The 23,258-nt window shown below is 69.5% G+C and carries 23 protein-coding genes; 11 read left to right on the forward strand and 12 right to left on the reverse strand.

Going from position 1 to position 23,258, the window contains the following annotated elements; all coding sequences use genetic code 11:
* Positions 1-110 precede the first annotated feature (110 nt).
* Positions 111-1,577 (forward strand): 2-hydroxymuconic semialdehyde dehydrogenase, encoded by a 1,467-nt coding sequence (locus tag ACFWY9_RS11170; RefSeq protein ID WP_378338755.1) that lies wholly within the window; start codon positions 111-113, stop codon positions 1,575-1,577.
* Complete coding sequence (locus tag ACFWY9_RS11175) at positions 1,574-1,996, forward strand: RidA family protein (protein WP_378338756.1); 423 nt, start codon at positions 1,574-1,576, stop codon at positions 1,994-1,996. The genes ACFWY9_RS11170 and ACFWY9_RS11175 overlap by 4 nt, the downstream gene beginning before the upstream one ends.
* On the opposite strand, the gene ACFWY9_RS11180 is transcribed toward ACFWY9_RS11175, so the two are convergent.
* Positions 1,991-2,923: a LysR substrate-binding domain-containing protein gene (locus tag ACFWY9_RS11180; RefSeq protein ID WP_378338757.1), complete on the reverse strand. Its 933-nt coding sequence runs from the start codon at positions 2,921-2,923 to the stop codon at positions 1,991-1,993. The genes ACFWY9_RS11175 and ACFWY9_RS11180 overlap by 6 nt on opposite strands.
* Positions 2,924-3,039: 116 nt before the next feature.
* On the opposite strand from ACFWY9_RS11180, the gene ACFWY9_RS11185 reads away from it, so the two are divergent.
* On the forward strand, positions 3,040-3,564 hold the full coding sequence (locus tag ACFWY9_RS11185) for a 3-hydroxyanthranilate 3,4-dioxygenase (protein WP_378322539.1): 525 nt from the start codon (positions 3,040-3,042) through the stop codon (positions 3,562-3,564).
* Positions 3,565-3,607: 43 nt separating this feature from the next.
* Positions 3,608-4,597 carry an amidohydrolase family protein gene (locus ACFWY9_RS11190; protein WP_378338758.1) on the forward strand — a complete coding sequence of 330 codons (990 nt, stop codon included), beginning with the start codon at positions 3,608-3,610 and terminating at the stop codon, positions 4,595-4,597.
* An 8-nt stretch (positions 4,598-4,605) separates the two neighbouring features.
* Here the strand turns inward: ACFWY9_RS11190 and ACFWY9_RS11195 are convergent, their stop codons facing one another.
* Positions 4,606-6,117, reverse strand: coding sequence for an MFS transporter (locus ACFWY9_RS11195; RefSeq protein WP_378338759.1), 1,512 nt, complete (start codon positions 6,115-6,117; stop codon positions 4,606-4,608).
* Positions 6,118-6,232: 115 nt separating this feature from the next.
* On the opposite strand from ACFWY9_RS11195, the gene ACFWY9_RS11200 reads away from it, so the two are divergent.
* Entirely contained in the window at positions 6,233-7,204 is a 972-nt protein-coding gene (locus ACFWY9_RS11200) for an Lrp/AsnC family transcriptional regulator (protein ID WP_378338760.1), read from the forward strand.
* Here ACFWY9_RS11200 and ACFWY9_RS11205 read toward each other — a convergent pair.
* Positions 7,152-8,081, reverse strand: a complete 930-nt coding sequence (locus ACFWY9_RS11205) for a LysR family transcriptional regulator (protein ID WP_378322544.1) — start codon at positions 8,079-8,081, stop codon at positions 7,152-7,154. The genes ACFWY9_RS11200 and ACFWY9_RS11205 overlap by 53 nt on opposite strands.
* 111 nt (positions 8,082-8,192) lie before the next feature.
* Here ACFWY9_RS11205 and ACFWY9_RS11210 point away from each other — a divergent pair, with 111 nt between their 5' ends.
* Positions 8,193-9,926 carry a pyruvate dehydrogenase gene (locus tag ACFWY9_RS11210; RefSeq protein ID WP_378322545.1) on the forward strand — a complete coding sequence of 578 codons (1,734 nt, stop codon included), beginning with the start codon at positions 8,193-8,195 and terminating at the stop codon, positions 9,924-9,926.
* A gap of 68 nt (positions 9,927-9,994) precedes the next feature.
* On the opposite strand, the gene ACFWY9_RS11215 is transcribed toward ACFWY9_RS11210, so the two are convergent.
* A complete protein-coding gene (locus tag ACFWY9_RS11215) occupies positions 9,995-11,191 on the reverse strand; it encodes a S1 family peptidase (RefSeq protein WP_378338761.1) in 1,197 nt (398 codons plus the stop codon).
* The gene (locus ACFWY9_RS11220; protein WP_378322547.1) at positions 11,188-11,337 is read right to left on the reverse strand and encodes a hypothetical protein; all 150 of its coding nucleotides are present in this window, start codon (positions 11,335-11,337) and stop codon (positions 11,188-11,190) included. The genes ACFWY9_RS11215 and ACFWY9_RS11220 overlap by 4 nt, the downstream gene beginning before the upstream one ends.
* Positions 11,338-11,445: 108 nt before the next feature.
* On the opposite strand from ACFWY9_RS11220, the gene ACFWY9_RS11225 reads away from it, so the two are divergent.
* The gene (locus ACFWY9_RS11225) at positions 11,446-12,336 is read left to right on the forward strand and encodes a glycosyltransferase family 2 protein (protein ID WP_378322548.1); all 891 of its coding nucleotides are present in this window, start codon (positions 11,446-11,448) and stop codon (positions 12,334-12,336) included.
* A gap of 138 nt (positions 12,337-12,474) precedes the next feature.
* On the forward strand, positions 12,475-12,849 hold the full coding sequence (locus ACFWY9_RS11230; RefSeq protein WP_378322549.1) for an STAS domain-containing protein: 375 nt from the start codon (positions 12,475-12,477) through the stop codon (positions 12,847-12,849).
* A 3-nt stretch (positions 12,850-12,852) separates the two neighbouring features.
* Here the strand turns inward: ACFWY9_RS11230 and ACFWY9_RS11235 are convergent, their stop codons facing one another.
* Positions 12,853-13,530, reverse strand: coding sequence for a TetR/AcrR family transcriptional regulator (locus tag ACFWY9_RS11235; protein ID WP_378338762.1), 678 nt, complete (start codon positions 13,528-13,530; stop codon positions 12,853-12,855).
* An 89-nt stretch (positions 13,531-13,619) separates the two neighbouring features.
* Here ACFWY9_RS11235 and ACFWY9_RS11240 point away from each other — a divergent pair, with 89 nt between their 5' ends.
* Positions 13,620-14,150 carry a nitroreductase/quinone reductase family protein gene (locus ACFWY9_RS11240; RefSeq protein ID WP_378322551.1) on the forward strand — a complete coding sequence of 177 codons (531 nt, stop codon included), beginning with the start codon at positions 13,620-13,622 and terminating at the stop codon, positions 14,148-14,150.
* A 75-nt stretch (positions 14,151-14,225) separates the two neighbouring features.
* Here ACFWY9_RS11240 and ACFWY9_RS11245 read toward each other — a convergent pair whose 3' ends face one another.
* Both ACFWY9_RS11245 and ACFWY9_RS11250 read right to left on the reverse strand, forming a co-directional pair.
* A complete protein-coding gene (locus ACFWY9_RS11245; RefSeq protein WP_378322552.1) occupies positions 14,226-15,026 on the reverse strand; it encodes a SigB/SigF/SigG family RNA polymerase sigma factor in 801 nt (266 codons plus the stop codon).
* On the reverse strand, positions 15,023-15,478 hold the full coding sequence (locus tag ACFWY9_RS11250; protein WP_378322553.1) for an ATP-binding protein: 456 nt from the start codon (positions 15,476-15,478) through the stop codon (positions 15,023-15,025). The genes ACFWY9_RS11245 and ACFWY9_RS11250 overlap by 4 nt, the downstream gene beginning before the upstream one ends.
* Before the next feature lie 91 nt (positions 15,479-15,569).
* Between ACFWY9_RS11250 and ACFWY9_RS11255 the strand changes: the two genes are divergently transcribed.
* Both ACFWY9_RS11255 and ctaD read left to right on the forward strand, forming a co-directional pair.
* Positions 15,570-16,076, forward strand: coding sequence for a hypothetical protein (locus tag ACFWY9_RS11255; RefSeq protein WP_378322554.1), 507 nt, complete (start codon positions 15,570-15,572; stop codon positions 16,074-16,076).
* Positions 16,077-16,138: 62 nt separating this feature from the next.
* Positions 16,139-17,884 (forward strand): cytochrome c oxidase subunit I, encoded by a 1,746-nt coding sequence (gene ctaD / locus ACFWY9_RS11260; RefSeq protein WP_378322555.1) that lies wholly within the window; start codon positions 16,139-16,141, stop codon positions 17,882-17,884.
* 18 nt (positions 17,885-17,902) lie between these two features.
* Here the strand turns inward: ctaD and ACFWY9_RS11265 are convergent, their stop codons facing one another.
* From ACFWY9_RS11265 to ACFWY9_RS11280, 4 genes are read right to left on the reverse strand one after another with little or no spacing between them, the layout of a single operon-like run.
* Positions 17,903-18,370: a GNAT family N-acetyltransferase gene (locus ACFWY9_RS11265; protein ID WP_378322557.1), complete on the reverse strand. Its 468-nt coding sequence runs from the start codon at positions 18,368-18,370 to the stop codon at positions 17,903-17,905.
* 35 nt (positions 18,371-18,405) lie between these two features.
* On the reverse strand, positions 18,406-20,277 hold the full coding sequence (locus tag ACFWY9_RS11270; protein ID WP_378338763.1) for an ABC transporter ATP-binding protein: 1,872 nt from the start codon (positions 20,275-20,277) through the stop codon (positions 18,406-18,408).
* Complete coding sequence (locus tag ACFWY9_RS11275; RefSeq protein WP_378338764.1) at positions 20,274-22,454, reverse strand: phosphotransferase; 2,181 nt, start codon at positions 22,452-22,454, stop codon at positions 20,274-20,276. The genes ACFWY9_RS11270 and ACFWY9_RS11275 overlap by 4 nt, the downstream gene beginning before the upstream one ends.
* On the reverse strand, positions 22,455-23,255 hold the full coding sequence (locus ACFWY9_RS11280) for a RimK family alpha-L-glutamate ligase (RefSeq protein WP_378322560.1): 801 nt from the start codon (positions 23,253-23,255) through the stop codon (positions 22,455-22,457).
* Positions 23,256-23,258: the final 3 nt, after the last annotated feature.

Below are 23,258 nucleotides of genomic sequence, written 5' to 3' on the forward strand. Positions count from 1 at the left end.
TGACCACGTGCTCGCGTTATGACGATCCCGCTATAACGGCAGCATGATTGGGCATTGGACGGGTATGGCTGGTCGGGGCCACGATGCGGACACCAGTACCGGAGGTGGCCGTGACGGCAGAGCGCACGACGTGGTGTTTCATCGAGGGAAAGTACGTCGAGGAGGCGGAAACCTGCTTCCCCAACGTGAGCCCGGTCGACGGCAGGCCCGTTTCGCGGGTTGCCGCGGCGGATCGCCCGCTGGTCGACCGGGCCGTCGCCGCGGCGCGTAAGGCGTTCGACGGCCCGTGGGGTGCGATGGGAGTCCTGGAGCGGGCGGGGCTGCTGCGCCGGATCGCCCGGCGGATCGAGGAACGGGCGGACGATCTCGCGCGGGCCGAGGTCGAGGACACCGGCAAACCTTGGGCGCAGGCAAGGGATTTCGAGGTCTCGCGAGCCGCTGCGAACTTCGCCGCGTTCGCGGACGTCATCGCGGCGGCGGGACTCGACTCGTACCTCACCGAGTTGCCCGGCGGCCGGCGTGCGCTGAATTACGCAGTGCGCAAACCACTCGGCGTGGTCGCGGTGATCGTGCCGTGGAACCTGCCGCTGCTGTTGCTGACCTGGAAGGTCGCCCCGGCGCTGGCCTGCGGGAACACCGTGGTCGTCAAACCGTCGGAGGAGACGCCGTCGAGCGCGGCGTTGCTCGCCGAGATCCTCGCCGAGGCCGGTGTCCCGGACGGGGTGTATAACGTCGTGCACGGCTTCGGAGCGGGCTCCGCCGGGGAACTGCTCACCACGCACCCCGGCGTGGACGGCATCACGTTCACCGGCGAATCCGCCACCGGCGCGGCGATCATGCGGGCCGCGTCCGCCCGCGTGCGGCCGGTTTCGTTCGAACTGGGCGGCAAGAACGCGGCGGTGGTGTTCGACGACGCCGAGCTGGAACGGACCGTCGAGGGGCTTGCGCGCTCGGTGTTCACCAATACCGGGCAGGTGTGCCTGTGTACCGAACGGGTGTATGTCCAGCGCGGCGTCTTCGACGAAGTGGTCACTGGACTGGCGGCCGCCGCGAAACAGCTGCGGCTCGGCAGGCCCGAGGATCCGCTGACCACCACCGGGCCGCTGATCTCGTTAGGACACCGGGAAAAGGTAATGTCCTATTTGGACCAAGCGAGGGCCGACGGCGCCGAAGTGGTGACCGGCGGCGGCGTGCCGGAACTCGGTGACGAACTCGCCGGGGGCGCCTGGATCGAGCCGACAGTATGGACCGGGCTCGATCACGGTTCCCGGGTGCTGCGCGAGGAGGTGTTCGGCCCGGTCGCCGCGCTGATCCCGTTCGACACCGAGGAAGAGGCCGTCACGTTGGCCAACGACACCGACTACGGGCTGGCCGCCGCCGTGTGGACGACCGATCTGGAACGCGGGCACCGGGTCGCGCAGCGGATGCGGGCCGGGATGTCCTGGGTGAACACGTGGTATCTGCGCGACCTGCGGTCTCCCTTCGGCGGCTCCGGGCTCTCCGGCATCGGCCGCGAAGGCGGCGCGCACTCGCTCGCGTTCTACAGCGAGCCGACGAATGTGTGCGTGCAGCTGTGAGCGGGGCGGACGCGCGAGTGGTGGCGGGCAAGGCGAAACCTCGCGGCAGGTTCCCGCACGTGCGGCTGGCGGGCGGGTTCGCGTTCGTGTCCGGGACGAGCAGCCGCCGTCCGGACAACACCATCGTGGGCGCCGAGGTGGACGCGATGGGCACGACCCGGCTCGACATCCGGGCGCAGACCACCGCGGTGATCGAGAACATCGGGGAGATCCTCGCGGACGCCGGGGCGAGCCTCGCCGACGTCGTCCAGGTGACCGCGTACTTGGTGAACATGAACGATTTCGCCGGGTACAACGAGGTTTACGGGAGCTTCTTCGACGAAACCGGTCCGGCGAGGACGACCGTCGCGGTGCATCAGCTGCCGCATCCGCACCTGCTCATCGAAATCCAGGCGGTGGCGCTGCTTCCGCAGTCATAGCCGGTCCCGGATCTCGGCGGCCACCGCCCGCAGGCAGCCCAGCAGCAGGCTCGCACTCGGGCTCGCGGACCGGTCGCGGGGAAGCGTGACACCGACGAGCCTGCTCACCGAGGGCAGCAGCGGCGGCAGCAGGGCGAGCTCGCCGGAGCCGGTCGCCACGAGCATCGGCAGCGCCGCGATCGCGTCGGTCTCGGCGAGCAGGGTCTTCAACGTCATCATGCAGGTGCATTCGACGCGGTTTTCCGGGATCGAGAGCCCCTCGGCGAAGAAGACCTGTTCGAGTTCTTCGCGCAGCGCCGTTTCGCGCACCGGGACGATCCACGGATAGCCGAGCAGATCGGCCCAGCCGGGCGAGGACAGCTCCTGCGCGGGGTGGCCGGCGCGGGTCACCAGCCGGACCGGCTCGTGGTAGAGGCGGTGCTGGGTGACGTGGTCGCGGTCGCCCGACGTCGTCAGCCTGCCCACCATCAGGTCGATCCGGCCGGTGCGCAGTTCGGCGTGCAGGGTGTCCGGGGTCGCTTCGCGGACGACGACGGTGACTTGCGGACGCTCCCGCTTGAGTCGCGCGATCGCCCGCGGCAGCAGGACGTTCGACCCGGCGAGGTGGGTGCCGACGGTGACCGTGCCGACCTGTGCCGAGGCGAGTTCCCCGAGATGCTGCCCGGCCGTGCGGACCTGGGCGAGGATGGTTTGCGCGTGTTCGACGAACGCGGTGCCGTAGATGGTCGGGGCGACACCGCGCGGCCCGCGTTCGAACAGCTCGGCCCCGAGAATCGTCTCCAGTTCGCGCAGGCCGCGGGTCACCACCGGCTGGGTGACGTGCAGCTGTCTCGCCGCGCGCAGCACGCTGCCGTGTTCGGCGATGGTCGTGACGAGCACGAGATGCCGCAGTTTGAGCCGTCCGTCGAGCAGTTTGTCCGGATGCATCGCACCCCTTCCGCGCTATGACGATCCGAGCATAGCCATGGCGCGCAATGCTATTGGTCAGGCATGGCCGGATGCGCGAGCATCGGAGCGGAAGAGAGTTCGGCGAAGGAGGCGACTTGTCCGAGATTCCCCCGGTGATCGACTTCGTGGCGTGGGTCGAGGAAAACCGGCACCTGCTCGTGCCGCCGGTCAACAACAAGCAACTGTGGACGCGGACGGGGGATTTCATCGTGATGGTCGTCGGCGGCCCCAACCGGCGCACCGACTTCCACGTCGATCCCTACGAGGAATGGTTTTACCAGGTCAGGGGCGACATGCACGTCAACCTCATGACCGGGGACGGCCCGCACACCGTCGAGATCGCCGAGGGCTCGATGTGGCTGCTGCCCGGCAATGTGCCGCATTCGCCGCAGCGGCCGGACCCGGACTCGATCGGGCTCGTGATCGAACGGATCCGGGACGAGGGGACGCTGGAGAAGTTCCAGTGGTACTGCCCGGACTGCGCCGCGCTCGTGCACGAGGTCGAACTCCAGGTGCGGGACATCGTCGACGACCTGCCCCCGGTGTTCCAGCGGTTCTACGGCGACGAAGCGGCCAGGACCTGCCGGGCGTGCGGCGCGCTGCACCCTGGCAAGGGCTGAGCGGAATTCCGGCAGCAGGATGCACGAGAAGGGGTTTCAAGCGTTGGCACGGGAACCGGTCATCGACGCGCACACGCACTACGTCCCGCGGGGCTGGCCCGAGCTCGGGGACGGCTGGCCGTGGCTGCGCGTCGAGTCCGAAAAGGACGCCACGATCATGCTGCGGTCACAGGAGTTCCGGCGAATCCGGAGTGACTGCTGGGACGCGGGCGAGCGGCTGGCGGCCATGGACGCCGACGGCGTGGACGTCCAGGTCGTGTCCCCGACGCCGGTGTTCTTCTCCTACCTCCGGCCCGGTGCCGAAGCGGCGAAGGCGGCGCGGATCTTCAACGATCTGGCGCTGGAGATCTGCGCGCCCGCGCCGGAGCGGATGCTGCCGTTCTGCCAGGTTCCGTTGCAGGATCCGGACGCCGCGTGCGCCGAACTGGATCGTTGTCTCGCCGCCGGGCACCGCGGTGTCGAGATCGGGAACCACGTGGGCGACCGGGACCTCGACGACGCCGGGATCGTCACGTTCCTCCAGCACTGCGCGGCCGTCGGGGCGCCGGTGTTCGTGCACCCGTGGGACATGCCGGGCTCGCCCCGGCTGGACCGCTGGATGTCACAGTGGCTCACCGGGATGCCTGCCGAAACCCACCTGTCGATCCTCGCGCTGGTGCTGGGCGGGGCGTTCGACCGGTTGCCCGGCTCGCTGCGGCTGTGTTTCGCGCACGGCGGCGGTTCGTTCCCGTTCTGGGTGGGCCGGATGGACAACGCCTGGCACCAGCGTCCCGACGTGTTCGGTTCGTCGGAGTTCCCGCCCTCGCACTACCTCGACCGGTTCAGCGTGGACTCCGTCGTGTTCGACGAACGGGCGCTGCGGCTGCTGGTCGACACGATGGGTACGGACCACGTGCTGCTGGGCAGTGACTACCCGTACCCGCTGGGGGAGCGGCCGGTCGGCGAGGTGGTGCGCAAGGCGACCTTCCTTGCCGGCACGGACCGCCGGAAACTCCTCGGGGGCAACGCGGCGAAGTTCCTCGGGCTGCCCTGAAATCGTTGTCAGGAAACGGGTTCCGCGTTGTCGAGAGCCGCGGGCCGGTCGTCCTGCCTCGGCTCGGCGGGGACGGTGACGAACCAGGTCGCCGCCGCCGCGGCGAAGGCCACCACGGCCGCGACGAGGAAGACGTGGTTCAGACCCGCGGTGAAGGCGGTGTCCACGGCTTCCGTCAGCGCGGCCCGTCGCGGCTCGGGCGTCGCGGCGAGCAGACCGGGCGTGCCACCTCCGGCCACGGCCGCGGCGAACCCCGGATTTCCCGCTCCCACACCGGAAACGGCGAGGCTCGCTTCGACATGGCGGGTGAACAGGACGCCGAGGATCGCGATGCCGAGCGCGTTCCCGAGCTGGGCGAAGGTGTTGTTGGCACCGGCCGCCATCCCCGCGCGTTCCGGCGGCACGACGCTCATCGCCGTCGCGGACAACCGGGGGCTGGCGACGCCGACACCGAGGCCGCCGACCAGGAGACCGGGCAGCAGCGCCGTGCCGGTGGAATCCTTGTCCAGCCCGAGGAAGAGCAGCACGCCGACACCGCAGACCACGAGCCCCGCGCCGATCTGCGCCCGGGCGGAGAGCCGGGGTGTGAGGTGTTTGCCCGCGAGTGGTGAGACGACCAGCGCCACCAGGCTCAGCGGCAGGAAGGTCAGCCCGACCTCGACCGGCGAGAACCCGAGCACGGACTGCAGCCACAACGCGAGGAAGAGGAACAGCGAGAAGAGCGCGAACGGCATCGCCATCGCGGTGAACGAAATGGCCGGGAACGCGGGCCTGGTGAACAGTTTCAGATCCAGCATGGGCTCGGCGCTCCGCCGTTCGACGACCACGAACGCGGCGAGCGCCAGCGCGGCCACCGGGTACATCCACGGCGACCACGAGGCGGTGCCGATCAGACCGAGCAGCAGCGCGGCCATGGCGACCGAGAAGGTCAGCGCCCCGGCCCAGTCGACGCGCCGTGCCCCCGGATCGGCCGACTCGGCCAGCACCCGCAGCGCCAGCAGGATCGCGACCACGCTGATCGGCACGTTCACCAGGAAGATCCACCGCCAGCCGAGGTGTTCGGTGAGTACTCCGCCGAGGATGGGGCCGATCGACGTCGCCGCGCCGTTCACCGCGCCCCAGACGCCGTAGGCGATCCCGCGCTCGCGCCCGCGGTAGCTGTTGCTCAGCAAGGCCAGCGTGGTCGCGAACATGAGCGCGCCGCCCACGCCCTGCAGGCCGCGTGCCACGACGAGCATCGTGGGTGTCGCGGCGAGCCCGCAGCCCAGCGACGCGGCGGCGAACAACGCGAGCCCGGCGACGTAGGTCCGCCGCCTGCCCCGCAGGTCGGCCAGCGAGCCCGCGGAAAGCAGCAGCACCACCAGGCCGAGCACGTAGCCGTCGACGACCCACTGCAGATCGCCGAAGCCCGCGTGCAGGTCCACGGCCACCGCCGGGAGCGCGACGTTCACGATGGTGATGTCCAGCAACAACATGAACGTGCCGAGGCAGACGGCCGTCAAGGGCCACCAGTTGCGCATCTGTCCTATCTCCCAGGAAAGTTCCGGAGGCCACCGACGGCCTCGATCGGGAACTGGATATCAGTGCGCTCGGCGCTCCCTGCGCAATATTCGGCCTGATATGCTGGATTCCTCCATGAAGAACGTAGAAGCAGTGGATTACGACACCCTCGACGAAACGGATCAGGCGCTGGTCGCGGCGCTGCGCGTCGACGGCCGCGCCTCCTGGACCCAGCTCGCCGCCGTGCTGGGCATCTCGGAGCAGACGGTGGCGCGCCGGTACCGGCGACTGCGCTCGGCCGGGCTGCTGCGGGTCGTCGGCATCCCGATCGGCAGGCGCCTCGGCTATTCCGAATGGCTGTTCCGCATCCAGTGCACGCCGAACACGGCACCGGCGGTCGCGCTGGCGCTGGCCGGGCGGCCGGACATCCTGTGGATCGACCTGCTGGCGGGCGGCACCGAGATCATCTGCTTTCCGCACGCCCGCTCGGTCCGGGAACGCAATGATCTGTTGCTGGACAAGCTTCCCCGCAGCGGCCGGGTGGTCGGGGTGTCCGCGCAGTCGGTGCTCCGCCACTTCTTCCGGGAACCCGCGCCGGTTCCGCCGGGCGCGGCCTCGCCGCGTCTCGACGAGAACGACGAGCTGCTGCTGCGCGCGCTGGCCAGGGACGGCCGCGCGACCTACACCGAGCTGGCCGAGGTGACCGGACGCTCCGAAACCACGGTCAAACGCCGGCTGGAGCAGCTCATCGCCGTGGGCGCGGTGGCCTTCGCCCCGGAGATCGACCCGTCGCTGCTCGGCATGGAGACCGAGGCCGTGCTGTGGCTTTCGGTGGCGCCCGCCGATCTCGACCACGTCGGCCGGACCATGAGTGGTCACCCGGAAATCAGCTACGTCGCGGCGATCACCGGTCCGGCCAACCTGGTCGCGATGCTCGTCTGCCGGGACGCCGACGCCTTCTACGACTACCTGACCACCACGCTGGGCGCCATGCCCGAGGTGCGGACGGTCGAGACGAGCCCGCTGATCCGCAACGTCAAGCGCTCCGGCTTCGTCAAGGACGGCGTCCGGCTGCTGGACCCGCCGGAGCTGCCTCGACGCTCCTGAGGACGTGGTCGCGGAAACCGGCCGACGCGGGCGGGAGACTGCGGTCGGCGAGCCAGGCCAGCCCGAGGTCGCGGCTGCTCTGGACGTCGGTGACGGTGAGGTGCGGTGCCAGCGGCTCGGCGCGGGACGACGGGAAGGTGGCGGTCTGAGGCAGCGGGAGCAGGGAGACGCCGAGTCCGGCGGTGACGAGACCGCGCAAGGTCTCGACCTCCTCGCCTTCGAAGCCGACGCGGGGCGTGAAGCCGGCTTCGCGGCACAGCCGTTCCGTGGTGTCGCGAAGGCCGTAGCCGGGCCGCAGCAGCACGAACGTCTCGTCCGCGACCTCGGCGAGGCGGATCCTCCTGCGTCCGGCGAGCCGGTGGTGCGGGGGCACTGCCAGCCGCAGCGGCTCGACGAGCAGGCGCTTCCAGCGGATGGCCGGGTTGCCCGGGTCGCCGCTGGTGAGCACGAGGTCGACGCCGCCGTCGAGCAGTTCGCGGACGAGTCCCTCCTCGCCGTGCTGGTGCAGTTCGAACCGGGTTTTCGGGAACCTGTCGCGAAAACCGCTCAGCAGTGGCGGGACGAGCCAGGTGCCGAGGGTGTGCAGGAAGGCCAGCGGGACGAGGCCCGCCTCGGGGTCGATCATGTCCTGGACCGCGCGCAGCCCGCGGTCGTAGTCCTCCAGCAGCGCCTCTACGTGCCGGGCGAAGACGGTCCCGATCGGGGTCAGCCGCAGCGCCCGGCCGACGCGCTGGAACAGTTCGGCGCCGGCCTCCCGTTCGATCTTGTCCAGCGCGCGGGAGAGCGCGGGTTGTGTCATGTTCGCCTGGGCTGCGGTCTCCGTCACGGTCGCGCCGCGGGCCACCGCCTGGAAGAGGCGCAGTACCTGGAGATCCATAAGGTCCATGCTCTCAGGACATGGATGCGACGTCTACTAGGCATTGGACGCATACGGCAAACCGCGCGACGATGATCTCGGAACGTCAGCGGAGGGCAAGGGAGGACGACGATGGCCACGGTGGCCGAGCAACTGGTACGGATCCTGCGGGATTCCGGGGTGCGGCGGATCTACGGGATCGTCGGCGACAGTCTCAACCCGATCGTGGATGCCGTGCGGCGCACGGAAGGTATCGATTGGGTACATGTGCGGCACGAGGAGACCGCGGCGTTCGCGGCGGCGGCCGAGGCGCAGCTGACCGGCGAGCTGGCGGTGTGCGCGGGTAGCTGCGGCCCCGGCAACCTGCATCTCATCAACGGGCTCTACGACGCGCACCGCAGCGGCGCGCCGGTGCTGGCGATCGCCTCGCACATCCCGTCGCCGCAGATCGGGACCGGGTTCTTCCAAGAGACCCATCCGGACCGGCTGTTCGCCGAATGCAGCCACTACAGCGAGCTGGTCTCGCAGCCCGAGCAGATGCCGCGCCTGCTGCGGATCGCCATGCAGACCGCCGTCGGCAAGGGCGGGGTGTCGGTGCTGAGCATCCCCGGCGACGTCTCCGAGCGGAAGGCGGCGGTGGCGGGGTTCGAGCGGATCACGCCGGTGACGCCGTCGCCCGTCGTGCCCTCCGCCGACCGGATCGCCGAACTGGCGAAGGTGCTGAACTCCGGGGAAAAGGTGATGCTCTTCGCGGGCGCGGGCACCCGGGGCGCGCACGCCGAGGTGATGGAGCTCGCCGACGCCCTCGCCGCGCCGGTCGGGCATTCACTGGGCGGCAAGGAATGGATCCAGTACGACAACCCGTACGACGTCGGCATGAGCGGGCTGCTCGGCTACGGCGCCTGCTACGACGCGATGCACGAGGCCGACCGGATCGTGTTGCTGGGCACGGACTTCCCCTACGACAACTTCCTGCCGCAGGCCCGCACCGTCCAGATCGACCACGAGACGTCGCGGCTGGGCAGGCGCACGCCGCTGGACCTCGCGGTGCACGGCGACGTCAAGGAAACCCTCCAGGCCGTGCTGCCGCTGCTGGAACGGCGCACCGATCGGTCCTATTTGGACAGGATGCTGCGCGAACACGCGCGGCGGCTGGAAAAGGTCGTCGACGCCTACACGGACAAGATCGAGCACCGCACCCCGATCCACCCGGAGTACGCCGCCGACATCCTCGACGACCTCGCCGCCGACGACGCGGTGTTCACGGTGGACACCGGTATGGGCAACGTGTGGGCGGCCCGTTACCTCACTCCGAACGGCCGTCGCAGGGTGATCGGCTCGTTCCGGCACGGGAGCATGGCCAACGCCTTGCCGCACGCGATCGGCGCGCAGCTGTCGCATCCGGGCCGTCAGGTGGTGTCGATCTCCGGCGACGGCGGTCTCGCGATGCTGATGGGTGATCTGCTCACGCTGTCCACCTACGACGTCCCGGTCAAGGTGGTGTTGTTCAACAACGCCTCGCTGGGCATGGTGAAGCTGGAGATGCTGGTCGACGGGCTGCCCGACTACGAGACCGACCACGCCCCGGTGAACTTCAGCGCCATCGCGGCCGCGTGCGGCATCCACGCGACCCGCGTCGAGAAGCCGGGCGACGTACGGGACGCCCTGGCCAAGGCGTTCGCCCACCCCGGGCCCGCGCTGGTCGAACTCGTCACCGACCCGAACGCGATGTCGATCCCGCCGAAGATCACCGGCGAGATGGTCCGGGGCTTCGCGCTCGCGGCGAGCAAGACGGTCCTCACCGGCGGCGTCGGCAAGATGGTCGAACTCGCCCGCAGCAACCTGCGCAACATTCCCCGTCCCTGACGTACGCCTGCCGTGAAGGGGCCTTCGCAGCGCTCAGCGCTGGTAAGGCCCCTTTCACGGCACCGCACTCAGCCGCCGCTGGTCACCAGCGTCAGGCCGAACCGCTGGAGTGCCTCGCCGACCGGCTGGAAGAACGTGACTCCGCCGGACGCGCAGTCGCCCGAACCGCCCGAGGTCATGCCCTGGGCCTGGCCGCCGGACACGAACGGCCCGCCGGAGTCGCCGCCCTCCGCGCACGCCGTCGTCCTGGTCAGGCCGCGCACGATCTTCCCGTTCCCGTAGTTCACGGTCTGGTTCAGCGCCTGGATCTCTCCACAGTGGAATCCGCTGGTGGATCCCGAACGACAGACCGTCGAACCGACGTCGGCGGGGGAGGAGCCGGTGACCGGAACGACGGACTGCCTGCTTCGCAGGACGGCGGGCTGGAGCCGGGCGTCCGGATCGGTCACGTCGACGAGGCCGAAGTCGCCGTCGTGGCCGAACGTGCTCTGGGTGATCGGCCCGATCTCGCCGCCGTCCGCGCCGACGGCGGTTCCGCCCTGTTCGGTGCAGTGTCCCGCGGTGAGGAAATGCTTGCCGCCGCCGGAATCGGTCGCGGCGAAGCCGATGGAACACCGGGCCTGGCCGCCGCTGGCGGCGAAGGTGAACGGCGCGCCACCGACGATGTCGGCGAGTGGGCGGGGCCGGGCCGTGGCGCGCTGGACGCGGACGACGCCGTCGGTCCCCTTCGCCCTGGTGACGAAGTCGGTCGTGCGCGCGTCCTGTTTCGCCGGGTCGATCTCGACGACCACATCGTTGTTCTTCGGCTCGACGTACCAGCTGGTGACGGCGTCGGGCGCGGTGGCAGCGAGCCGGTCGATGCGGTTCTTGGCGGCGGCGAGCGTCGTCAGCGGATGAGTGACCACTGTGGACTCGACGCCGGTGGACCGCAGCCGGGCGGCCTGCCGTGGATCGGTCACCCCGATGACCGGTCCCCCGGTGGCCGCGTCGAACCACGCCCCGGCGTAGCTGTCGCCGACGCCCTGGCGCAGCTCCCGGATCCGTTGTGCTGCCGACGATTCGCTGTCGAGCCGTTGCTTCACCTTGTCCAGGGGCAGCTTGAGGTCCCGTTGCAGGGCGGCGAGGACGTCGCCCGCTGCCACGGCTCGCGGTGGCGCGGGGCGGGCGAGCGCGGGGACCGCTATGGCGGCCGCGAGGCCGGCGACGGCCGCCGCCGTGCAGATGATCGGAATGACTACCTTCCGCCGATAGCGATGTCGACTCATGCGATCGCCTCGCCGCGCGAGACAGCGTTCGATCTTTTTTGGCGCATGATTTCCATGATTCGCTCGCAATCTTCGCTCATGTGCCAGGCCTCCTCGGTCTCACGGACTCCGATCATGGATACGGCCCCGGCGCCGATCCGGTTCACCCGAACTCCGCCGGCCGGCGTTGCTCCAAACGGGGTCACGCTGCTTGACCGGACGAGTACCGGGGTACCCGGAATACGCAGAGGTGCCTGCGTGGAGGGGAACCGAGGATGACGGCGCCGCGGATCACGGTCGTGATCATCACCCACAACAGGCGCCGGCAGCTGATGGCGACACTGGCGCGGATGACCGCGTTGCCCGACGCCGCACCGATCATCCTGGTGGACAACGGATCCACCGACGGTACGGCGGAAGCCGTGGCCGACATCCATCCCGACGTCCGGCTGATCCACCTCCAGGAGAACATCGGCGCGGTCGCGCGCAATGTGGCGGTGCGGCAGGTGCGGACCCCGTATGTCGCCTTCTGTGACGACGACACGAGCTGGCAGCCCGGCTCGCTGACCGTCGCCGCCGACACGCTCGACGGCCATCCCGCACTGGCCGCGGTCATCGGCCGATGCCTGCTGGAACCGGACCTGGCGGAGGATCCGCTCATCCCGGAACTGCGTGCTTCCCCGGTACCGGGGCCCGCGTGGCTGCCAGGGCCCGCGCTGCTGAACCTGCTGGCGGGACTTTCGGCGTTCCGGGTGGCGGCGTTCACCGACGCGGGCGGGTTCTCGGCCAGGATGTGGCTGGGCGGGGAGGACGAGCTGCTCGCCCTCGACCTGGCGGCCCGCGGCTGGTGGCTGTGCTGGCTGGAGGACGTGGTGATCCACGCCCCGTCCCGGCTGCGCGATCCCGGACGCCGTCGCCGGATGCGGCTGCGCAACACGCTGTGGACACTCTGGCTGCGGCGGCCGCTTCCGGTGGTCTTCTGGCGCACGGTCACCCTGCTTTCGACAGCCCCCGCCGATCGCACCACGGCGGGGGCCCTGCTCGACGCGCTGCGTGGCCTGCCATGGGTGCTGCGCGAGCGCGCGGTGGTGCCGACGCAGGTCGAGTCCGGGCTCCGGTTGGCGGAACAGCCGCGTCGCCCCGCCGAACGCCGGGTCGCGGGCTGAGACCGTCCTTTGTGGACTCAAAGCGGTGGTGTGACTTGACCGTCACCGCGACAGGCGTATGGTCGTTCGTGTACTGACTGTTGTTCAGACACGTGCTCCGGTCAGCTCCGGTGAATTCTGCTGCGAGAAGGAGTGCCGATGCCAGTACCGATGTCAAGGCCGAGCGCGGGCGCGGATCCGCGAGGTACCGGGGAACTCTTCCTCACCATCACCCGTCGTGGTGACGACACGGCCGTCCTGACGGTCGTGGGTGACATCGATGTCGCCACGGCCGACCAGTTCCGGGCCGCGCTGCTGCGCTGCGACGCGCGGTGCTCGGGCCTGGTGGTCGACCTTTCCCGGGTCGACTTCCTGGGCTGTGCGGGCGTCCGCGCCCTGCTGAACGCGGGGGAGCGCAATCCCGAAATGGTGGTCGTCGCGAGCGGGCACGCCGTGCGCCGCGCGCTCAAGGTCACCGGCGCCGAACGCGGGCTGGACGTCCGCGGCGTGCTACCGGAACTGGTCCGTTCCTGAGCTTCACGACCTCGCCGCCGGGCGAGAAGGCCTGGATGACCGCGGCTTCTTGCCCGGGTTCGGCGGGGTGTCGTCCGGAAGTGGTTCGTGGTGGCAGGCGCGCAGGCCGTCGAGGGAGATGCTCACCAGCCTTTTCCACATGTCCGGGCGGTGGCACTCGTCGCCGACCTGGACGGCGTGGCCCAGTGAGACCAGCAGGAGCAGCAGGTCGTCGGTGGTCACGTCGGGGCGTAGCAGACCCGCGGCACCAGCGCGGGCGCACAGTTCCTCGATGACGAGGCGAAGCTGCTGGATGCCCTCCAGATCGGGAACCGACCAGGTCAACGAGAAGTTCTCCATGATCGCGCGGTGGCGCGCGCAACCGGTCAGGGCCTGCTGGTAGAAGTCGGCCAGTGCCGCCCAGGGGTGTTCGGTGTCGATCGCCGCCTGGCGCGCGGATTCGGCCCAGTCCGAGAATTCCTTGCGCAGGACCGTGCGGACGAGGTCCTCCTTCTTCGGGAAGTGCCGGTAGAGGGTGCCCATGCCCACCCCGCCGCGGCGGGCGATCTCGCGCACGTCCACCGCGGTGCCCTGCTCGGCCAGTACCGCGGTAGCGGCCGCGACGATCGCTTCGCGGTTTCGGAGCGCGTCCACGCGTGGTGCGCGGCGCCGGGTGGTGCTTTCCGGTTCGGTCACTGCCATGCGGCCGAGTCTACCGCCTTATCCGGAGCAGTTGCTCCCCATCTGTGCTACTGTGCGGAGCAAGTGCTCCGGATAACAAAGGGGATGCCGTGTCCGAACCGTCCACGACCGAGGCCAAGGTCGCCGACATCACGAGCTGGAACGACCGCATCATCGCCGAGTTCCGCGCGAACGCCGGCTATGTGTCTTGGAGCAGCGACGAGGAATTCGCCGCGGGTCGCCCCGTCCCGCCCCGGATGCCCGGCTTCGACGAGCAAGGCCTGCCACTGATCCTGGTGCACCACATCGGGGCCAAGACCGGGCGCGAGCGGATCAGCCCGTTGTTCTCCCAGCCGGTCGGCGATGGCTGGGCCGTCTTCGGCACCCACGGTGGCAGTCCGCGTCATCCGGTCTGGTACCACAATCTGATGGCGAATCCGCGGACCACGGTCGAGGTGGGCACGGAACGAGTGCCGGTCGTGGCCCGGCTCGCGCAGGGCGCGGAGCGCGAACGGATCTGGGCGGAAGAGGTCGCGCTCGTGCCGAAGTTCGCCGAGTTCGAAGCGGCCGCCGGCAGGCAGATCCCCGTCGTAGTGCTGGAGCGTGTCCAGGAACGAGACCAGGAACCGGGTCTGCGGTGAGCCTGCGAAAACAACGATGGCGGGAAAGGCTTTCCCGCCATCGTTCCGTCCTTTGTGGTCACTTCGGCGCTGTGGTCACTCCGGCTCGTCGGCCGGGTCCTCCTCGAGGATCTTCTCGCGCAGTGTCTGCAGGGTCTGGGAAAGCAGCCGCGACACGTGCATCTGGGAGAGCCCGACCCGCGCGGCGATGGCCGACTGCGTCATGTTCCCGAAGAACCGCATGACGAGGATCGACCGTTCACGGGCGGGCAGCCGCCGCAGCAACGGCCGCAGCGCTTCACAGTTCTCCACCTTCTCCAGCGCGGAGTCCTCCTCGCCGAGCGTGTCGGCCAGGGAAACCGGTTCGGTCTCGTCGTGCACGGGCCGGTCGGTCGACGCGGTCTGGTAGGCGTTCCCGGCGATCAGTGCTTCGGTGACCTCTTCGACGCCGATGCCGAGATGTTCGGCGAGCTCGGTGGCGTTGGGGGCGCGGCCCCAGCGCTGGGCCAGCGTCGTGGTCGCCTGGCTGATCGAAAGGTGCAGCTCCTTCAGCCGCCGCGGTACCCGCAGCGACCAGGACGCGTCCCGGAAGTAGCGGCGGACCTCGCCCATCACCGTCGGGATGGCGAAGGAGAGGAACTCGTTCTCCCGCGCGGGATCGAAGCGGTCGACCGCGTTGATGAGCCCCAGCCGCGCGACCTGCACCAGGTCTTCGCGTGGCTCGCCGCGCCCCGAGAAGCGGCGGGCGATGTGCTCGGCGATCGGCAGGTGCTCCTCGATCAGCTTCTGGCGCAGGCGTTTCCGGTGCGCGTCACCGTCGGGCAGCGCGTGCATTTCGTCGAACAGCACCGCACAGTGGCGATAGGTGTCGCTCCGTCGTCGATAGGAGGTCGTCATGGTCCTCCTGTCCAAGACCGTTTGGTGAACCGGAGGTGCAGGAACCACGTTTCCCCTGCGTCGACCGCCGGACCGGGCTCGATCCAGGTCGTGAGGGCGTCGGTGAGCGTGCGCAGCACGTGCCATTCGAAACCTCCCGTGCCGGGTGTGGTCGCGGATGTCGTCGCGGCGGTGAGCTGGACCGTGACCGACCGCCCGGACTCCTCGAACCGGCACCACAGCTGGGTCCCCGGCCGTGCGCGCGGGAAAAGGCAGCCCGCTCCCTCGTCGACCGCCATGCGGAGATCCGCGATCTCGTCCAGATCCAGCTTGGCGCGCACGGCGATGCCCTCGGCCACCATGCGGACGAGGAACAGCAGGCTCGTATCGAGCGGCACCCGGAGGTCGACGGTCCCGGCCGACACGGCGGCTGGGACCGCCCCGTCCACGTTCGCGGTCGTGCTGTGGTCCATGGAGAAAAGGTACCCACGGACGTCGTTGCCCATTCGTGATCGGGCGGGTGTGTCGCGTTTACGCGCCGCCACACCGGGTTATCCGCCGGGTATGGACACGAACGGATACCTCACGTTCCTGCTCATCGCCGTGGTGCTCGTGGCGCTGGACGGGCAGATCATCTATCGCAGCGGGCGAAGGTACCTTCAGAACTCCTACGGGGGCTCCGACGCGGGTGACGCGGGTGTCGCGATGGCGCGCCTCATCACCGTGATGTTCCATTTCGCGGTGCTCGGCGTGGTCGCGCTGATCTCGACGGTGCCGATGTTCGACGGACCGGGGCCGACCGCGATCGTGGGCAGGCTGGGCATCGTGCTGCTGATCCTGGCGCTCGCGCACGGGGTCACGCTGAGTGTGCTGGCGAAGATCCGCGACGACCAGGTGGGCGAGACGCTGGTGACGCGCAAGCAGGAAGCACGTCACGCCGAGGTCACGCAGGGGACGGCGACGTGGTCACAGAATGAGCCGGTGGTGAACCCGGTGCCCGGGCAGCGCGGCCGTCCCGCCCAGGTCAGCCCGGATCTCGAGCGGGGCGCGACCTATCCGATGGACCAGTGATGGACCAGTGATGGACCGGTTCGGGCGGTGTGGCCCTTGCGCCGACGGCGTATCTTGGACGGATGGGTGTCCGCTCGGGGCACGTCGTGGGTGAGGTGACCACGGCGCCGGGGCCGGAGGCGATCCGATTCGGTGGTCGCCCCCGCGGGCCGCGTGGTGCCGTGTTGCTGTCGCTGGCCCGCACCACCGACCCGAAGGTGATCGGGCAGCTCTACCTGGTGACGTCGTTCGCGTTCTTCATGGCGGGTGGCGCGATGGCGCTGCTGATGCGGGGTGAGCTGGCGCGCCCCGGTCTTCAGTTCCTCTCCCAGGAGCAGTTCAACCAGCTGTTCACCATGCACGGCACGATCATGCTGCTGCTGTACGCGACGCCGAACCTGTTCGGGTTCGCGAACTTCGTGCTGCCGCTGCAGATCGGCTCCCCGGATGTCGCGTTCCCCCGGCTGAACGCCTTTTCCTACTGGCTGTACCTGTTCGGCGGGCTGATCGTGCTGAGCTCGTTCCTGACGCCGGGCGGCGCGCCGGACTTCGGCTGGACGGCGTACACCCCGCTGTCGGAGGCGGCACATTCGCCGGGCATCGGCGGCGACCTGTGGATCATGGGCCTGATCGTGTCCGGGCTCGGCACGATCCTCGGCGCGGTCAACATGATCACGACGGTGCTGTGCCTGCGCGCGCCGGGGATGACGATGTGGCGGATGCCGCTGTTCACCTGGAACATCCTGTTCACCGGGGTACTGGTGCTGCTCGCGTTCCCGATCCTCACCGCCGCGCTGTTCGCGCTGGAGGCCGACCGTCAGCTGGGCGCGCACGTGTTCGACCCGGCGAACGGCGGGGCGATCATGTTCCAGCACCTGTTCTGGTTCTTCGGTCATCCCGAGGTCTACATCGTCGCGCTGCCCTACTTCGGGATCATCACCGAGATCGTCCCGGTGTTCAGCAGGAAACCGCTGTACGGCTACCGGCTCATGGTGTTCGCGACGCTCGGCATCACGGCGTTGTCGGTGGCGGTGTGGGCCCACCACATGTTCGCCACCGGATCGGTGCTGCTTCCGTTCTTCTCGTTCCTGACGTTCCTGATCGCGGTGCCGACCGGGATCAAGTTCTTCAACTGGATCGGCACGATGTGGAAGGGGCAGCTGAGTTTCCAGACGCCGATGCTCTGGTCGATCGGGTTCATGGTGACGTTCCTGTTCGGCGGGCTGACCGGGATCATCCTGGCGTCGCCGCCGCTGGATTTCCATGTCACCGACAGCTATTTCGTGGTGGCGCACTTCCACTACGTGCTGTTCGGCACCATCGTGTTCGCGACGTTCGCCGGGATCTACTTCTGGTTCCCCAAGATCACCGGCCGGATGCTCGACGAGCCACTCGGGAAATGGCACTTCTGGACGACGTTCCTCGGGTTCCACACCACGTTCCTCGTCCAGCACTGGCTCGGCGCGGAGGGCATGCCCCGCCGGTACGCCGACTACCTGCCCACCGACGGATTCACGTGGCTGAACACCATCTCGACGATCGGCGCGTTCGTGCTCGGCGCCTCGATGATCGTGTTCATCTGGAACGTGGTGCGCAGTTACCGGTTCGGCGAGGTCGTCACGGTGGACGACCCGTGGGGCTACGGGAACTCGCTCGAATGGGCGACGACGACCCCGCCGCCCCGGCACAACTTCCTCGAACTGCCGAGGATCCGCTCGGAACGGCCCGCCTTCGAACTGCACTATCCGCACATGGTGGAGCGGATGCGCGAGGAGGGGCACGTCCGGTCCCGCCGGTACCGCGCGAAGGCAGTGTCGAAGCAGAACTGAAGGTGAAGCAGAAGTGACTCAGCCTGCCGCGTCGGTGAGGTGACGGGCGAAGACCACGCGATCGGCCGAGGCGCCGTCGTAGGCGGTCACGGGTTCCGAGACGCTGAAACCCAGTGAACCGTGGAAGGCGATCGAACCCTCGTTCTGCGGTGAGGTGATCGCCCGCACGATGGTCCGCCGATCCGCCCGCGCGAGCGCGAAGAACCGTTCGTACAGCGAGCGGGCCAGCCCGCTGCCGCGGCACTCCGGGGCCACACCGGCGAAGTGGATGTACGCGGCGTCCGAAATGGACGGTGACAGCAGGCCGATCAGGAAACCCGCGAGCACACCGTCGCGCTCGGCCACGAAACTGGTGCGGTGGAAGTGATCGAGGAACAACCGCGGCAGCAGGGTGTGCACGGCCCGGCCCCACCAGTCGTCGACGACTCCGACGATACGGTCGTAGTCGGCGGGCGCGGCGTGGCGGATCGCGATTTCTGACACCATGCCGGCGATTCTAGCCACGCGGCCGGGCCCGCTTCTCATCGCGCGAGAGTGATCGGTTCGGCGGCGTAGCGGTTCTGCTCGGCGAGCAGGCGGGCGAAGGCGCCGCCCGCCTGCTTGAGCTGCGCGTAGGTACCGCGTTCGACGATCCGGCCCGCGTCGAGGACGACGATCTCGTCGACATGACCGAGCGTGCTGAGCCGGTGTGAGATCATGATGACCGTGCGGCCCGCGGTGAGCCGCTCGATCGCGCGCATGACCTCCACCTCCGCTTCCACGTCCAGATTGGCGGTGGGTTCGTCGAGGATGAGGATCGGGGCGTCGCGCAGGATGGCACGCGCGATGGCGATTCGCTGCCGTTGCCCGCTGGAGAAGTTCCTGCCCTGCTCCCGGACCTGCGCGTCGTAGCCTTCGGGGATCGCCATGATCGTCTCGTGCACGGAGGCCTGCCGCGCGGCCGCGACGATCTCGTCCGGCGAGGCGTCCGCGCGGCCGATGCGGATGTTGTCCCGGATCGTGCCCTCGAACAGCACCGAATCCTGGAGCACCATCCCGATGTTGCCGCGCAGCACGTCGAGCGGGTAGAGGCGGACGTCGGTGCCGTCGATCGTGATCGTCCCCGACCACGGCTCGTGGAACCGGGGCAGCAGCTTGACCAGCGTGGTCTTCCCGCTGCCGGACAGGCCCACCAGGGCGATCCGGGTGCCGGCGTGTACTTCGAGGTCGACGCCGTGCAGGACCGGCCTGCCGGGGTCGTAGCCGAACACGACATCGCGCAGGGCCAGCTCGCCGCGTACCCGGATCGGCTCGGCGTGCTCCGCGGGTTCCGGTTCCTCCCAAGGCTGGTCCAGCAGATCCTGGATGCGCTGGGCGGCCGCCGCTCCGGCGGAGGACAGGAGCATGAGCTTGGACAGGTCCCGCATCGGCTGGTACAGCAGCTTGGAGTAGGCCAGGAACACCGTCAGGGTCCCGACGGTGACGCTGCCCGCCGGGACGGTGAGCACGCCGAGGCCGAACCCCGCGTGCCCGGCGGCGATCCACGCGCCGAGCATGATGATCACCGCGGTGCTCACGGCGATGAGCACGATGACCATCGGGCTGAACTCGGCCTGCCGCCGTCCGGCGCGCAGGCCCGAGCGCCGCTGGGCGCCGACCCGTCCGGCGAAGGTGGCCGCCGCCCACGCCTGCACGGTGAACACCTTGATCTCGGCGATGGCGTTGAGGTTCTCGGCCGCGACTTCGGCGACCTGGCCCGCGGCGCGCGCCGTCTCCCGCGAGGCGCGTTTGATCCAGCGGGTGTAGCAGGCGACGATCAGGAACAGCGGCGGGACGACGCACATCGACAGCAGCGTGAACTGCCAGTTGGTCAGCACCAGCACGCCGAGGATCCCGAACAGGGTGAGGATTCCCGACAGCAGGTTCACCAGTCCGTCGGTGACCATCTTTTCGATCTCGGAGACGTTGCCGGTGAGCCGCTGGACGACCTCGCCGATCCGCTGGCGGCCGTGCCAGGCAAGGGAGACGTGCTCGAGGTGGACGAACACCCGGGTGCGCAGCCGCGCGCCGAGGTCCTGGCCGATGAAGGTGCTGATGGACAGCTGCGCGTACGACACCACCGCGTCGGTCAGGCCGAGGGCGAGCAGGAGCCCGCCGGCGAAGAGGATCACCCCGAGCTGGGTGTGCGTCTCGGCGGTACCGAGCCCGGTCCGGTCACCCAGCCGGTCGAGGCGGGCGATCAGCGGGTCGAAGACCGGGAGCCCCGGATCACGGTGGTGCACGATCTTGTCGAGGATGAACTTGAGCGGGAACGCCATGAACACGTTGCTGGCCACGGTGACGAACGTCAGCGCGATCGCCGCCGCGACCAGCAGCCGTCTGCCTTCCAGATGCCGGTACAGGAAACGGATCACGTCCAGCGGTCCTTCCCTGTGCCGTATCGCCGTGCGCACCGGGTGATTTCGGCGAGGGCGGTGGCCAGCTCGGCGGCCCCCGGGGTGCCCAGCCGCCGGACGGGGCGCGACACGATCTTCAGCAGTGCGGCGGCCTCATACAGGCTGCTGCGTCGCACCAGGCTTTCGAGGTGCGCGGCCGGGGTGCCGTGAGCGCGCAACGCGTCGGCGTAGCTGCGGAGGAACAGGCGGGCGGCCGCGGCGAACCAGTCGTGCCCCTCGGGACAGCCCCGCCACAGCTCGGGCGGACGCAGGTAGGCGAGGAAGTAGCCGACGTCGAGTGCCGGATCCCCGGCGCAGGCCTTGTCGAAGTCGGTGATCACCGGGTGCGCGGGGGCGGGAAAGACGAGCTGAGCGGGCTTGAACGCGCCGTGCACCAGGCCGGGCGACTCCGGCACGGTCTCACGCAACGCGCGGGACAGCTCGCGGACGGTCTCGCTCAGGTCCATTGTGGATAGTGGTGCGGCCGTGGTCAGCGTGGTGGTCCACTCCGCGGCGTGGTGCGCGTACGTCGCGCCGGAGGAAGTCGTGGACAGTCCACTGTGGATAGTTCGGGTGTGCAGCCACGCCAGTGCCCTTGCGGAAGCGGTGAGCGCGGCTTCGTCGAGACGGGCCACGGCTGGAGTACCGGCGGCCGCTGTCAGTACCAGGTTCAGCCCCTCGACGAGCGCGATCGGCCGTGGTACGAAGGCCTGCTCGCCGGGGCGCGCGCGCCAGAGCTGTTCGAGCAGTCCATGCGCTGTCACGGCGTCGCCGGGTTCCCGGTAGATCTTGCCGTACACCGTCGGGTGCGGCCCGGGGCCAGGGACCTCGATGATCCGGTACCGGATCACGCAACGTGTCCCCGGCTTGTAGCGCACCGGCGTCGCGTACACCGCGGCGATGCCCGGGGCGGGACGGCCGGTGATCAACCGGAAACCCGACCGCAGTTCCCTGGCGAGCTTGCCGCCGGTGCGCGGCGACAGCGCGGCGGGGAGCGCGGGCAGGTGCTCGTCGACGGGAAATCGTTGCACCGCAAGGCCGAACCGCCGGCAGCGCAGCACCCCGGGCCAGGTGCCGTGCAGGTCCGCCGCGGTGAGGGAGCCGAGTTGGTCCGGCAGCCGGGACGGTTCGGTCAGTGCCCGTTCGGTCAAGCGTGCCGTCACCAGGTCCCCGGCACCCGGATCGTTCTGGTCCCGTGGCTCCCGGAGGACGCGGTAGCTCGCCACCAACCCGTTTCCGGGTTTGCGGCGGAGATAGCGCTCACGCACCGAGACCGCGCCGAACCGGCGGGAATCCTCGTCGGCGACGAGGTCACGCACGACCGCGCGCAACGCGTCGGCCACCGCCTGCTCCGGTCCTGGCGCCGTGGCCATTCCCTCGACCAGGGCCGCGAGTGCCCCCGGCGCCGCCGGGACGTCACGGAAACCAGGGAACGCGTTGATGTCGACGATCACCGGCCCTCGGTTGGTGGCGAGGACGTCCACGCCGTACACCTGCAGGCCGAACACCCGGCCGACCTCGACGGCGAGCCCCCGCCAGCCGGGTGGCGGCACGCGTTCCGCCCCCGGCGAAGGCGCGGTGCCCAGCCGGCTTCCCCGTCGTGTCGCGAAGGCCCGGCCGCCGATGACCCACAGCTTGTGATCCCAGCCGTCGTGGGAGACGAACGGCTGCAGCACCACCGGCTCGTGAGCCCAGCCCGTGGCCAGCTCCCGCAGCCGGGTCAGATCCCCGACCGAGGTCACGACGTCGCGTCGGCGGCTGTAGCGGCTCTTGACCATCACCGGGAACCGGACACCGACCGTTGTGGACAGATGAGCGAGATGGGCCAGCAGGCCCGACAACCTGCCGAAGCTCACAGTGTCCACGAACGGCAGCCCGTGCCGGTGGGCCAGCCGCGCCATCGCGACCCGGTCCCGGCACAGCGCCGCCGCGACCGGGTCGTTGACCACGCGCTCACCGCGTCCGCGCAGCGCCGACGCCAGCTCGAGCGATCGCGGCGAATGGGACTTGAGCAGATACACATCCGCGGGCTCCACGCTCGACGCGCCCTCCGCGTCCGGATCGAACACGGCCACGGTGTGGGCCGGATCCATCAGCTCGGCGAACCGGGACAGGGTGGGGTGCCCCGGGCGGTCGGTCAGCAGGCAGACCTTCACTCAGCTCGCCCGCCCCAGCGCACCCGGACGGGGCAGCTCGCCCGCCACCGTCCGCACGATGCTCCGCGCGACCTTGGTGACGGCGTCCGGAACCCAGTGGTAGCTGGGAAAGTCGTTGACGTCCACGACCACCCAGCCGTCCGGCCCCTCGAGCACGTCCACCCCGTAAAGGCTCAGCCCGAACACCGCGCCGACGCCGGAAACCAGCGCCGCCAGCTCGGCCGCCAGTGGAATCGCCCGCCCTTCGACGATCCGCCGCGGATGCAACGGTGACGGCTGCTCCGTGGCGTACAGTTCGTCCCCGACGCAATACACCTTCACATCGGCACCCGGATTCATCACATAAGGTTGTGCCAGCAGAAAACCCTCGCCGATCAGCCTGTCCCGCAGGTCGATCAGATCGTCGGGCCTGCGTACCAGATGAACCGAACGACAAGAACTGCCGGCGGCCGGCTTGACGACCACCGGATACAGGTCGTCCGGAATATCCCGCAGCAAATCCGGGACCGCCGCGAAATACGTCACCGGAAAAGGAATACCGTGCTTCCGCGCCACCGCGGCGGCCACCGCCTTGTCCCGCACCGGCCGGATCGCGCGAGCGTCGTTGATCGTCATCACCCCGGCCGCCGCGGCCGCTTCCAGCAGGCTCAGTCCCGGACCGCCGGAAACCGTCTTGAGGACCCACACGTCGTGCCCGCGGTCACGCAACAATTCCGTGACCCGCGAGACCGCTCTCCCCGGCTCCACGACATCGACCTCGTGCCCCCAGGCGGTCAGCTTCCTCGCCACGGCGAGCGGCATTCG

It is taken from the genome of Amycolatopsis sp. NPDC059027 (assembly GCF_042739735.1).
Lineage (GTDB): Bacteria > Actinomycetota > Actinomycetes > Mycobacteriales > Pseudonocardiaceae > Amycolatopsis.

Excerpts from the sequence above, each read along its gene's own strand:
- ACFWY9_RS11215 (WP_378338761.1), bottom strand. The coding sequence starts at position 11,191 with ATGAGTCGACATCGCTATCGGCGGAAGGTAGTCATTCCGATCATCTGC.
- ACFWY9_RS11200 (WP_378338760.1), top strand. The coding sequence starts at position 6,233 with ATGAAGAACGTAGAAGCAGTGGATTACGACACCCTCGACGAAACGGAT.
- ACFWY9_RS11255 (WP_378322554.1), top strand. The coding sequence starts at position 15,570 with ATGGACACGAACGGATACCTCACGTTCCTGCTCATCGCCGTGGTGCTC.
- ACFWY9_RS11195 (WP_378338759.1), bottom strand. The coding sequence starts at position 6,117 with ATGCGCAACTGGTGGCCCTTGACGGCCGTCTGCCTCGGCACGTTCATG.
- ACFWY9_RS11205 (WP_378322544.1), bottom strand. The coding sequence starts at position 8,081 with ATGGATCTCCAGGTACTGCGCCTCTTCCAGGCGGTGGCCCGCGGCGCG.
- ctaD (WP_378322555.1), top strand. The coding sequence starts at position 16,139 with ATGGGTGTCCGCTCGGGGCACGTCGTGGGTGAGGTGACCACGGCGCCG.
- ACFWY9_RS11280 (WP_378322560.1), bottom strand. The coding sequence starts at position 23,255 with ATGCCGCTCGCCGTGGCGAGGAAGCTGACCGCCTGGGGGCACGAGGTC.
- ACFWY9_RS11245 (WP_378322552.1), bottom strand. The coding sequence starts at position 15,026 with ATGACGACCTCCTATCGACGACGGAGCGACACCTATCGCCACTGTGCG.
- ACFWY9_RS11250 (WP_378322553.1), bottom strand. The coding sequence starts at position 15,478 with ATGGACCACAGCACGACCGCGAACGTGGACGGGGCGGTCCCAGCCGCC.
- ACFWY9_RS11180 (WP_378338757.1), bottom strand. The coding sequence starts at position 2,923 with ATGCATCCGGACAAACTGCTCGACGGACGGCTCAAACTGCGGCATCTC.
- ACFWY9_RS11225 (WP_378322548.1), top strand. The coding sequence starts at position 11,446 with ATGACGGCGCCGCGGATCACGGTCGTGATCATCACCCACAACAGGCGC.
- ACFWY9_RS11265 (WP_378322557.1), bottom strand. The coding sequence starts at position 18,370 with ATGGTGTCAGAAATCGCGATCCGCCACGCCGCGCCCGCCGACTACGAC.
- ACFWY9_RS11230 (WP_378322549.1), top strand. The coding sequence starts at position 12,475 with ATGCCAGTACCGATGTCAAGGCCGAGCGCGGGCGCGGATCCGCGAGGT.
- ACFWY9_RS11210 (WP_378322545.1), top strand. The coding sequence starts at position 8,193 with ATGGCCACGGTGGCCGAGCAACTGGTACGGATCCTGCGGGATTCCGGG.
- ACFWY9_RS11235 (WP_378338762.1), bottom strand. The coding sequence starts at position 13,530 with ATGGCAGTGACCGAACCGGAAAGCACCACCCGGCGCCGCGCACCACGC.